The organism is Pseudomonas sp. AC247 (assembly GCF_979258015.1).
In genome coordinates this window covers 5,913,761-5,926,196 of the sequence record NZ_OZ409829.1, presented here as the reverse complement: position 1 = coordinate 5,926,196, position 12,436 = coordinate 5,913,761, and the positions used below count along the sequence as shown (strand labels likewise).

The 12,436-nt window shown below is 59.4% G+C and carries 4 protein-coding genes; all 4 read left to right on the top strand.

Annotated elements, in window-relative coordinates; all coding sequences use genetic code 11:
- The first annotated feature begins 57 nt into the window (after nt 1-57).
- The 4 genes from ACZZ0B_RS26750 to ACZZ0B_RS26735 all read left to right on the top strand — a co-directional run bounded on the left by ACZZ0B_RS26750 (nt 58) and on the right by ACZZ0B_RS26735 (nt 12,436).
- A complete protein-coding gene (locus ACZZ0B_RS26750; RefSeq protein ID WP_463546637.1) occupies nt 58-1,947 on the top strand; it encodes an ankyrin repeat domain-containing protein in 1,890 nt (629 codons plus the stop codon).
- Between the two features lie 161 nt (nt 1,948-2,108).
- Nucleotides 2,109-3,134, top strand: a complete 1,026-nt coding sequence (locus ACZZ0B_RS26745) for a histone deacetylase family protein (RefSeq protein ID WP_463546636.1) — start codon at nt 2,109-2,111, stop codon at nt 3,132-3,134.
- A 150-nt stretch (nt 3,135-3,284) separates the two neighbouring features.
- Nucleotides 3,285-7,877 carry a hypothetical protein gene (locus tag ACZZ0B_RS26740; protein ID WP_463546635.1) on the top strand — a complete coding sequence of 1,531 codons (4,593 nt, stop codon included), beginning with the start codon at nt 3,285-3,287 and terminating at the stop codon, nt 7,875-7,877.
- The gene (locus ACZZ0B_RS26735) at nt 7,874-12,436 is read left to right on the top strand and encodes a dermonecrotic toxin domain-containing protein (RefSeq protein WP_463546634.1); all 4,563 of its coding nucleotides are present in this window, start codon (nt 7,874-7,876) and stop codon (nt 12,434-12,436) included. The genes ACZZ0B_RS26740 and ACZZ0B_RS26735 overlap by 4 nt, the downstream gene beginning before the upstream one ends.

The window sequence follows — 12,436 nt, the reverse complement described above, 5'->3', positions numbered from 1 at the left end:
CGTGCCATCAGCTGCACTACATTACGCAGCCAACCACGTTGCCGGTGTTTTCGCTTGATGCCTCTTTTCCGCCGCTGCTCACGCCTTGCCTTGCTCGCCGTTTTGCTCAATTTGCCTGTAGGCGCCCACGCCATTCAACTGGACTGGTGGGGCCGCCCGCCACACCCGACTGTCGATGCACCCGAAGACGGAAAAACCATCATCCCGCTCCCCGCCGCTGCCCAGACCCTCGATGCGGCAAAACCGCTGACGGGCTTGATCAGCGGTTTTCGCGGCCTTTTCTATCTGAACGTCTACAGCGATGAGAACTACCGCGAACGTTTGCACAAGCTAGGGCCGATCCCGCTGCTGACCGCTGATGAGTTTCACAGCTGCGTGACCGAATACCAGTACATGAACCTGTCATCGTCGGCCATGCGCACCGACATCGCACCGGGCATCGTGGTCGATACGATGAGTTTCGACTGCCTCAAAACCAATGGCTGGGAAACCAAACGCTATCTGCTGATCGACTGGCGTACACCCGGTGAACCGCTGCTGGCACTGGGACGAGTTCGCGGCGAGCACATGCTTGCGTTCCAGCCATTGCAAGAGACGCCGGCGCCGGTACTCGACACTTGGCTAAAAGGCATCGAAGGCGCTCGCGACGCCATGCGCCATGACGTTCCCGAAGCGCCGCTGAGCATCGTGGTTGACCCGCACCCTTACCTGGCGGGTGACGGCGCCCTGCAACTGTGGGAACTGCATCAGCAACTGAGCAAGGCCAGCGACAAAGGCCCGGGCCTGAAAAAGGTCGATGAGCTGTTTCTGAATCAAGACTATCGCCGCATCGGCGTCGACCAAAAGGATTTCGTCGGCCAGCTCAACGATATTGCCTACTGGAAAAGCGAACTGGCGCCGGACGAAGGCTCCCGGCAGTGGCTGCTGGAGGTCGTGCGGCGCGCGCCGCAACGCATCCCGGTGTACCTCAACCTCGCCGATCAGGCCTGGAAGGGCTATGAAAAAGCGCCGGCCTACACCACGCAATACGCGTTGGCGCAGGAGTATTACCGGATTTATTGCGGTTTGCGCCTGCAACGCAATCTGAGCGTTCCCGAGCGCGTGATTCAACGGCTTGGCCTCACTCAGGCTGATCCTCAGGCCTGCCAGGCACAATGGCCATTGATCGAGGCTGTCGACCAGCAAAACGAGGCCCTGGTAAAACAGCTTCTCGACAGTGGCCTGCAGGCGAAAACCCAAGGCGAGGATGGCCGCAGTGCCCTGGCCCACGCATTGGATGCACCGAACTTCGCCATTGCCCGTCTGTTGCTCGAGCGTGGCGCCGCCACCAGCGGGATCAACGGCAACGAGCCGCTGGTGATGCAGGCCTTCAACAAGGACCTCAAGGCTGACAAGGATCCACAAAAGGGCCAACGCACGCAGTTTCTGCTCAGTGCCGGTGCCGCCATCGACGAACCCGATGCACGGGGCGAAACGTTGCTGATGCAGCGCGTGTCGCAAAACGACGATGCGCTGTTCAACTGGTTGTTCGAGCACCCGCAAAACCTTGATCGGCAGCAGAGCAAAGAACAACGAACCGCACTGTACGAAGCGATCTACCGCAACAACTATTCGGCCGCCAAACGTCTGGTCGAAGCCGGCGCGCAGCTGAATCTGCTCTACCCCGCCGGACGCTGCTACGGACGTGATCGCATGGATTCGGCGCTGTATCTGCTGGCCAGCGAGACGCCCAGGAGCGACATGGACAAAGAGCTCGCTCGTCAGCAAGTACTGCAGCTGTTCACCCTGATGCTGGAGAAAGGCGCCGACCCGATGCTGGGCGACGCCTGCACTGGCGATGCCTACGGCAAGCTGCGCGAAGTGCTGAAACAACGTGATCGCCAGGACTGGCTGGAGGTACTCGACCAGCATCAGGCAGCCGCCGGCAAGACGCCGACGCAGCGCTAACCGTGCGGGCGCCCCGCCGGGGCGCCTGACACCATCGAGGGGCGAATTGCGGTCAGAGGTTTTGGCCAGATCAATCCCCTTTTGGCCTTTCCTGCCGTTCTCCGATTTGTCTCGCGCCGCAACACTGGGGGCAACCGAACCAGCCTTGCGGAGAACAACAAATGCTGACGATCTACTCAGACGATCACCACCTGCACCATGGCCGCTGCGAACTGATCGATGGCCAGCTCAAGCCGTGCTTCGAAATGCCCTCGCGCGCCGACCACGTGCTGCAACGCGTACACAATCAAAACCTCGGCCCGGTCGAAGCACCCAAGGATTTCGGCCTCGAACCGATCGCCCGCATCCACAGCCGCGACTACCTCGACTTCTTCAAAGGCGCATGGGATCGCTGGACTGAATTCAACACCGACGGCGACTTGCTGCCCTACACCTGGCCCGCCCGCACCCTGCGTGCGATAAAACCGACCAGCCTGCACGGCCAGCTCGGTTATTACAGCTTCGACGGCGGCGCACCGATCACCGCCGGCACCTGGCAAGCGGCCTACAGCGCGGCGCAAGTAGCCCTCACCGCGCAAGCGGCAATCCAGCGCGGCGCTCGTGCGGCCTTCGCCCTGTGCCGCCCACCGGGACACCACGCCGCCAGCGATTTGATGGGCGGTTATTGCTACCTCAACAACGCCGCCATTGCCGCACAAGCGTTCCTCGATCAGGGCCACAAGAAGGTTGCGATCCTCGACGTCGACTATCACCACGGCAACGGCACGCAGTCGATCTTCTACGAGCGCAGCGATGTGCTGTTCACTTCGATCCACGGCCACCCGGAAGCGGAATTCCCGTTCTTCCTCGGCTACGACGATGAGCGCGGTGAAGGCGCCGGTGAAGGCTGCAACTTCAACTATCCGCTGCCCGCCGGTTCCGGCTACGACGTCTGGAGCGCAGCGCTGGAACAGGCCTGCGACGAAATCGACCGCTACGGCGCCGACGTCATCGTCGTGTCGCTCGGCGTCGATACGTTCAAGGACGATCCGATCTCGCAGTTCAAACTCGACAGCCCGGATTATCTGGCGATGGGCAAGCGTATCGCCGCCCTCGGCAAGCCAACGCTGTTCGTCATGGAAGGCGGTTACGCGGTCGAGGAAATCGGCATCAACGCGGTGAACGTGCTGGAAGGTTTCGAGCAATAAACCCGACAGACTGGCGCATAAACTGACCCGCCACTGCGCGGGTCTTTTTTTGCCTGCGATAAATAGTTACCACCAAACGCCAAAGCCCCCCCGCTACCTTCGCGAATCCGATGCTGCGTTTTGCAGCCTCATCGTCAGAAGGATCTGAACATGCTCAACAACGAGCCCGATTCTCAACCCAAGTCCGCCCCACCCAGCGACCTGCTGACACAGCTTGTCACTGGCCCGGCCCTGCGCGAAGTCGCCGCAACGGTGCTGCGCTCGGCACTGGCCGAGCTGTACCCGGCCCTTGAACTTGACCCGGATCTGGTCATGGTCGGCACGCCCTCCTGGATCAGCGACGGTGAGCAGATCATCGCCGGTGATACCCGTTTCGAGTCCCTGACCGACGCCCTGCTGTGGCACGTGATCGCCAGCAAACCGGTGATGTACATCGACGGTGAACAGTTCCTGACCCGACAACCGAGCGCCAACCCGTCCATCCAGTTGCCCGTCAATATCGATGTCATCGGCCGGCAGCTCAACACACTGGCCGCGGTGCTGTTTACCGCTTATCAGGAACAGCAGCTGGATTACTGGAACCAGCACACCACGTCCGACACACCTCGCTGGGTGGAGCTGTCGCTGGCCTTGCGCGCCCGCTGGAACCTCAAGCGGGTCAAAGGCTGGGACGCCGATCAACAGGCCCTCGCGCGCCTGGTGTTCAACTATCCCGACCGCGCCCTGCGCCAGCCCCATGACCCTTACCAGACGCGGGCCTGCCTGATTGATCTGGATCGCGGTGGCGCAGCCGCGCAGCACCTCAACATCATGGACATCGCGGTGGTCATCGGCATGCAGGCTGAGCGCACGCTGATCCTCACCCACTCGGTGGTCCTCGGCTTTCGCGCCCATCCTTCACTGGACGCACTGAGCGACTACCTGAGCCGGTTTGCTGGCGATCTGCCACCGCAGAGCCCGCTTGAGTGGCGGCTAGTCGAACCCGAAGGCAATTTTTTCGACACCCAGGCTTGCACCTTGATCGCCCTCCAGGCTCAGGCGCTGGGCGAGCTCGATTTCAGCGACAACGCGGCAAGCACTGCCCACGACACCAACGCCCACCACGCGCACAACAACGACGCGCGCTTCAATCGCATCGACCCGTTATTACCAGAGTGGCTGAGCCGAGCGAATTCCAACGACCTCAGTGCGTTCAGCCGTCACCTCATGGAGCTGGCCGCCATACGGCAGAACAGTGCCACTTCATTTGAAGATGACATCCCGCCGATTCAGCGTTTTGCTCTGAACAACATCAGCTTGCTGATGCAAAAAAAACACCCCGAAGCCAAAGACCTGAAACTTGAAGATCTGCGTATCCGCATCACCAGCCCGGTGGTCTGGGGCACTCAGGCCACCGGCACCAGCGAGACGCTGATCCTGAGCCTGGCCGAACTGGCTCTGGAAAACCTGATCGCGGAACCGTTGGGCGATAAAGAACTGTATTTCCTCGGCGCGCAAAGCGTTCCCCACTGGCTGACGACCGCCTATGTCGAAGAGCTGGTCACCACGCTCAATGTCGGTAAAACCTATCCGGCGCGGATCAAGGATCGACTGATCGATGACCCGGTCAAGTCGGCCTATCTGGAGGATCTGTACAGCCGTCACTTGCGAGTGCAACTGCCGCTGCTCGCGCTGCAAAACAAGATCCGCGGCGAAGGCGGCATTGATGAGCAGGGTTATCGTTACGTCGTCGCGGTGATGAGTACCGACGGTGAAAGTCGCCGCGTCGACGATCAGGAAATCGTCATCCGGCCACTGTCGTTCGTCCTTGACCAACAGGCCGATGACAGCGCTGATTCCGTCACCAACATGTTCGTGATCGGCCCGCGTGACCCGACTAGAGGCCCGTGCCTGCTCTACCGGCCCCTGCTGGATAACGCACTGACTCAGTACCCGACACCGGCGAGTCTGATCTACGCCATCAAGCATTCGAAAAAGATCCGCGAATCGGTACTCGCCTGGTTGCCGGATCGAGTGCGCGCCACTTATTCAAACTACATTTTCCACGGCGACTTGCCCGACCTCGCGGTGCTCGCCGAGCTGCTGACCAATCCGCTGCTTAACGTCAACCTCAATAGACCGGTGAGGCTGGGCGGCGACGTACTGGCCGGTGATTACCTGCCTGCTTTGTTCAAGGCCAATGCCCACGCGCTGATCGATCTCGCCGACCGGCAATCGGTATCAAACGCCGAAAGTCATTGGGCGACGCTGAAACTGGGTGCGTGGAAACTGTTTAACGCGGTGCTGCCATTTCTCAATCCGACTTTCGGCGCGGCGGTGTGGATCTGGCAGATTTTCGATGACCTGCAGCAAACACTTGAAGCTGCACAAAACGACGACCACGAACTGGCTGCCCACGCCCTCACTGACCTGCTTCTGCAATTGGCCATGGTGCTGGCCCATCGCGCGGCCACGCGGGGCAGGCCGACTCGCCGGATCGGCGAAACCGAAGCGCAGGGCAAAAACACAGTCGTTGAAACACCTGTGCACCCGGCGAAAATCCAGATGAAACAGCTCGCGGACATTTCATCCGTCGACTTGCCGGCCAGCCATCAATTGGCAATCCATAGCGATGGCGCGCTCAATCGCACGCCCGTCAGCCTTGGTCAGGCTCTGGAACGCTTTGCCATCAGCAAGCCGCCCGAGTTGGGACAACCCATCAATGAGGGCCCGCAACAACACCTCTATGCCAGCGACGACAAGCTCTACGCCAATGTCGGATCGCGCTGGTTCGAGGTTCAACTCAACGACCAGCACGATGTACAGATCATCGACTCCCGCCACCAGCCACCACGCCCGGGGCCCCTGCTGGTACATAACCTTCAGGGGCGCTGGTTCATCGATACGCGCCTGCGGTTGCGCGGTGGCGGGCTCAAAAGCCGCAGAGCCGAAGTGCTGCGCAAGAATGCACAGCGGGTCGACGAACTGCGCCAGCAACTTAAACAATTCGACAACCAGTTGGGGCCGACTAAGGCGGCGTTGGTCGCTGCGCGCAAGGCGATGCTCAGTGCGCCGGATGCGACCTATCCCGCCCACGAAACGGTATTTCTGCAAAAGCTTGAAGCACAGATCCGCGCCTACGACGGCGCCATCAGCTCGGTCAAAGAGCTGAACCGCTTCGATGCCGTTCCGCGTTACCGCGCCTCGATGATCGAGATGCTCAGAACCCAGCTGTTTTTCAATCAGTCGTGGATCGATCAGATCGAAACGACATTCAAGTCGTCGCTGAACGAGACATTGAGGCTGCTGGCCGGTGAGGAGCTAGGGATCAAGCCGGCTGATCTGGGCCCTTACAAAGAGATGCTCAGACTGACCACCCTGATGATCCAGCGTACAGAAATGGCTCAAGCGAGTTTTCTCGAACTGAACATTCTCGGCAAAGAAGCCGCGCAAGTTGCCAGTGATTTCAAGAGAAAACTGCCGGATTACGAAGTACCGGACATGAAAGCGCTACGGGTAACGCTGACGCGTCCGTTCTGCGTCAAAGAAGGCAACAGCGCCAGGCTGGACGCTGTTCGGGAAAACCTCGAACGTCTGGTCGACGAAGCCGATCTGGCGATTCAGAACTCGCTGGATCTGCAACGTGAGGATCATGTCCTCAGCGATAGCCAACGTATCGAGCCGCTCAATGCATTGGTCGATCAGTTCGCCATCATCGACTCGCGATTACGCGATCTTGCGCTGCAGTCAGCCGCAGAGCTGATACCCGACCAGCTAGAGCAATTGCAATTACACATCAGCGAATTCAGCCAGCAAAGCACCCACCAACTGACTCAACTGTTGCGTGACCGTGGACCTCAGCAGCCACAGCCCGGCCCGTCACGCGCGCCGGTAAAGAAAGCCATCAAAACGCGCTTCAAAGGCACTCAGCTCGCGGTGCCACGCAAAGAAGCCGAGGGTCACGTGCAATTGGCGGATGTCAAAGCCAGCCTGACCGGCAGGGTACTGGCAACCTTTCACAAAAAGGAACCGGGCGTTTGGGTGCAACGCCTGCGCAGCAAACCTCCGAAAATCCTGCCACCGAGAAGTTTGAGCAGCCTGATGAACTCGGGGCAATCCTTGCTGGATGCGCTGCAGGGCTTTATCGAACGGCAAAAAAGTCTCGCTCATGAAGCGAACCGGCTGCCGATCGAAGTCGAAGAATCGCTGAACCACCACGCCAATCAGTTGCACGATACCGCCAGGGCCATCGAACAGGCGTTGCATTCTGCGCCCTCTTCAAATGCCCAGGCGAACACCGCGACCCTGCTCAAAGAAAAACTCGACGCGGCGGTGAAGCAGCTCAAGACCGAGGGGCATTCACTGCGCGTGAGCATGACCAAACGCCAGTTGCCCACAGCGCCGCGCGTCGAATGGCTGGTGGCGCAGCAAGAGGTGACGATCGCAGTGATTGCCGGTCGGCGTCGGCTCAAAGGCCCAAGGAAAGACTTTCTGCAGGAATATGAAATTCGCGACCGCAAGACCAACGCCGTGCTGTGGTACGCGCACTTTCATTACGAGCGCGCCGACACGGTTGCCGAGTTGTTCAGCGCCGCCCACCTCAAGACCCGAGACCAGCGCCTGTTAGGCGGAGCCTACAACCTGAGCAGTGCGTCCAGCACACAGGATGTGATCGCCATCTACCGCAGCGAGATCGGCGTGCAACTGGCAAAAAACCTGTTCTTTGCTGTTCCCACACCTTCCACATCGCAGGCTCACGCATGAATCCGGTCATCACATTGGCTTCCAGCCCGTCCACGCCATTGCTCGATAAAAGCCGTCTGGTCAACCTGACCAGCCATGGTCCGACGCTGGCAGGTGTCGCTACGCAAATGCTCAGCGAAGCCTTGAACGGGTTATATCCCGAGCTGGCGCTGAATCCTGACAAGTGCATGATCGGTACACCGCAATGGCGTGAACAAGACCATCAGATCGTTGCCGACACCACTCGTTTTGAATCCCTGAGCCACGCGTTGGTACGCCTGAATTTGTACGGCGCCTCAGCCAACTTTCTTGCCGCTGAACACTTCCTGACCACAGAACCCGACGCGCCAACGCCGACGCATCTGGCCGTCGACATCGAAGAGATCGGCCGCCTGCTTAATGAGTACGCGCCGCTGTTGTTCGTCGAGTATCAGGAGCGCCAACTGGATTTCTGGAACAGCAGCAGCCGCTCCGAACCGCATTGGCAAGCACTTGCCGACTCTTTGCGCACAGCCCTGGACGTCAACCAGGTGCAGGGCTGGAACACCGAAGAATGTGCCTTGGCCCGGCTGATTTTCACCACGCCGGACAAGAACATTCGATTGGCAACTCAGGGTGACTTCAGCGACATTCAGGCCGGGCTGATTGATATCGACATTCTCGAAAGCGCTGGCGCAACTCATCTGTTGCTCGGTGGCGCGCTGGTCATTCGCGCTCTTCACGAAGGGCACGAGCGGGTGTTGATGTACACCATCGAGAGCGGCTACGAGTCGTTTGCGTCGATGGATGCGCTGGGGGCGTCGTTGCCCTCGCGCCTCTCCGAACAGTTGGACGGGCATCCGATGCAGTGGCGGTTGTTCGAGCCTGACGGCAACATCTTTGATCACATGGCCTGGGCATTGGTGGCTTCGCAGCTCGACGCCATTGTCGCGATCAGCGCCAGTGACAGCGACAACCCCTCCGCTGCGGCCACCCTGACGGAGTCGGTGATGCCTGTCGACGAGCAGGCCCGACTCGATCAACTCGACGCAGCAATTCCGGATTGGCTGCACAACGCCTCCGCCAAAGACCTCGCCGCTTACAGTCGATACATCACCGGCCTGGGCAAGCTGTACCGCGACCCGCGGGTCAAAATCAGCAGAGATCTGATCGAACCTATCGACCGTTTTGCCCAGCGGCTGATGCACGAAGCGATTGTTCGCGACAAACACGCCGAAGGCGCCGCCGCCCTGCCGCTGGATGATCTCGAGATCAGCATCACCAACAGCTTTACCGCCGGTGATCTGACGTTGCCCAACGTGCTCGACACCTATTCGCGCTCCCTGGGCGAATTCGCCCTGGAAAACACCACGCCTTATCAGGCCAGTCTGCGTTTCAAACACGGCGAGCCTGTGCCGGCCTGGCTGACAGTCGATCTGTTGGTGCGGCTGTCAAAGCAAGTCGATATCGGTCAGGTCTACCCGCAGTTGATCAAGCGCAGGTTACTCGACGACCCACAGGAGTCGGCGCGTCAGGCAGCGCTGTATCACCAGCAGTTGCGCCTGTTGCTGCCCCTTGCCGCGCTGGAAAACAAGGTTCGCGCGCAGAACGGTTTTGATGAAACCGGTTTTGCCTACATTCGCCAATTGGTCGGCGAACCCGTTGTGTCTTCACAGCGGATTTCCATCTGCCCACTGACGTTGATCCCGCAGCATCGACTGGTCAGCGCCGCGGACACCGTCACCAACATGTTCATCATCGGCCCGGGCGATCCGGACAATGGTCCGTGCATTCTGTACCGCCCGCTGTTTGAGCCGACCTTGAGGCAATTCCCGTCGCGACAGAATCTACTGTACGCCTTGCATCAACCGGGCGAACTCAGGGATTCGGTACTGGCCTGGCTGCCCGATCGCAACCTGAGTTTCGAATACGCCCAGTACGTATTCCCCGTAGGATTGCCGTCGCCCTGGCTGATCACTCAACAGCTCTCCGATCCCAACCTGCGTCTGGGCGGGCTCGGTCACGTGAGTTTCGGCCATGTCGAAATCAACGGAGACCGGCTGCAGACGCTTTTTGAAAACAACGCTCGGGCCATTGTCGAACTGGCGGATCGTCAATCGCTGTCCAACGCCGATCAGCGCTGGCTGTTGCTGCAGGAAAGCAGCTGGAGCCTGTTCAATGTCGCTTCGAATTTTCTCAGCGGCGCGCTCGGGACAGCCGTTTGGGTGTGGCAAAGCATTGAGGAAATCCAGCAGGCGCTCGACGCGCATGAGCGCGGTAATCGCCTCGGCGAGTGGACTTCACTGGGCAATGTGCTGTTGACGCTGGGGATCATTCTGACCCACCACGCCGTGCGGCAACGACGTCGGATTTCGGGCACGGCAGGCACCCCACGAACGGTCATTGAAGTCCCGCACAAAATCGAGGTTGCCCCGGTGAGCTCACGTTTTCAGCCAATGCCTTTGCTCAATGAACTGCCGCCTGAACACAGTTCATCGCTTGAAGTCGGCGGCTCAGTGCCACGACGCAACTCCGCCGAACTGGGGCGCTATCTGGATTCGCTGAAAGTGACACCGCCCGACCTGAAGCACGAAGCGTTGATCACGCTCAACGTAGAGCCGCCTCACCTCTACCAGCTCGGTGACAAGACCTACGCGCAGGTGCGCGAACGCTGGTTTGAAGTGCGTCTGGATCCCGAGGATCAAGTCACCCTGTGTGTGCCTGGCGATCCGACACGCAGTGGCCCGCTGTTAACCCACGGTCTGCAGGGATTGTGGTACATCGACACCCGTTTGCGCCTGCGCGGGGGTGGCCGCAAAAGTCGTCTGCAGCATTTCAAGCACGCCAACGAACACCGAAAACAACAACTCGAAGACGCATTGAAGGCGTTCAAGGAGCGCGAAAAAATCCTCCAGGCCGAGTTGAACACGACGTTCAACGAAAAGCTCAGGGCAGCCCCACCGGCAAGCGCAGCCGCCACGCGCGCTTACGGGCAAAAAGTGGAAACGGCCATCAACGAGTACGCAACGGCGCTGGATCAACTGCGCGAATGGCGCACCAAGGGCGGCACGGTCGGTTATGTGTACGACATGGTGCGCATGACCACAGAACTGCACAAAAACATCTCGGCCTGGTTTTTAATCAACAGGAATGCCTACGATGCAGCCACGCATGCAATGGCCTTCAACGTACCCGCCGATCAACCAATCCCCCGCCAGATCTACGTCGACACCATCACCCGTTCGATCCATCTGGGCCAGCAACTGGAAGAGAAACTGACCCTGGCTCGTACTTCCCTTGAGCAGCTCAAGGCGCTTGGTAAAACCGGCATCATCACAGCGACAAGACTTGAAAACCTGATGCCCCGTGCTACCGCGCTGGATTTCAAAGCCAATGAAATCGGCATGTCCAACGAGCTGTGTCTGGAAGACCGCGGTGGCCCGCTCATGGCTCAGGCTCGCGAAGATGTCAGTAGCATTATCATCAGTGCGGCGAGAGCAGCGCATGAGCTGGCTGTGCAGATCAATCCCGGAACACCCTCAGCGACACCCGCTGCGGAGCTGGAACGGATGAACCACTTCCTCGAAACCTTCAACGATGCCGACGAGCGCTTGCTCGAGCTGCCCGATACTCACCCGGGACTGGTCAAGCGCGCCGCGGTGATGCATCTGCGCACGGTGATCGAAGAGTTTCGGCAAGTGGCGCAGACCCGTCTCGACTCTCTGCTGCTCAATGAAGAATCCCTGCAGATCACCGAGACGTCACAATCCGAGCGCCCCGGTCCATCGCGGGCGATGATCAAGGTGCACAAGTCCCGACCACGCGATCCAGCCCCCGCAGCCCCGGCGCAAAAACCCGCTGAAGCAGTGAATAAAATACTGCCAAAATCATCTTCGCCACCGACGCCGGCTCGCGACGATATCGACACCATAAACAATGCCCTGGATCTCACTCTCGATTACCCCAACTTTCTCAAGCGTACCCGCAAGGATGCGCTGCGGCCCTCACGTATTCCTGCCGACATGCAGGACATCCATGATCAGTACGCGCTGAAACTGGAGCGCAGTGCTGACGAGGTCGAACAAGCGCTGAAAAACTTGCGCGAAGCCAAAAAAGAGCAGCCTCCAGTGGCAGAGCTGAGTGCTGAACTGCGTGAAGCAGCCCGACATGTCAGGCAGGAAGGCGTGAATATCCGCGCCAGCCTGTACAAACTGCGCAAGCCGACGCAAACCGCCTTCAATTGGATGTACGAGCAAGCGCAGGTCAGTCTCGTACGTGATGAGCGCGGACGGATTGCAACGAAACAGTTCGGCGATTACTTTCAGGAATTCCGGATTCTGGACAAAGCCAATCACGATCGGCCGCTGTGGGTCGCGCACTTCCACTACAAAACGCTGCAGACACCGTCCGACCAACCGACGACGGCTCACCTGAAAGTCGCCGACGGCTACCTGGAAACGCTCACCGTGGATCAGCAAAAATCATTGAATGCGTTCGATCGGGTCAACGGTGTTTTGCGCAAACTGACTGATCCGGCACTGCGCAAACTGTTCCTCGATCTGCCTGTGCTGGAGGAACCTGCCGTCGAAGAAAACCCTTGA

Bases quoted from the DNA above. Each gene is read 5' to 3' on its own strand.
- ACZZ0B_RS26745 (WP_463546636.1), top strand. From the start codon at position 2,109: ATGCTGACGATCTACTCAGACGATCACCACCTGCACCATGGCCGCTGC.
- ACZZ0B_RS26750 (WP_463546637.1), top strand. From the start codon at position 58: ATGCCTCTTTTCCGCCGCTGCTCACGCCTTGCCTTGCTCGCCGTTTTG.
- ACZZ0B_RS26740 (WP_463546635.1), top strand. From the start codon at position 3,285: ATGCTCAACAACGAGCCCGATTCTCAACCCAAGTCCGCCCCACCCAGC.
- ACZZ0B_RS26735 (WP_463546634.1), top strand. From the start codon at position 7,874: ATGAATCCGGTCATCACATTGGCTTCCAGCCCGTCCACGCCATTGCTC.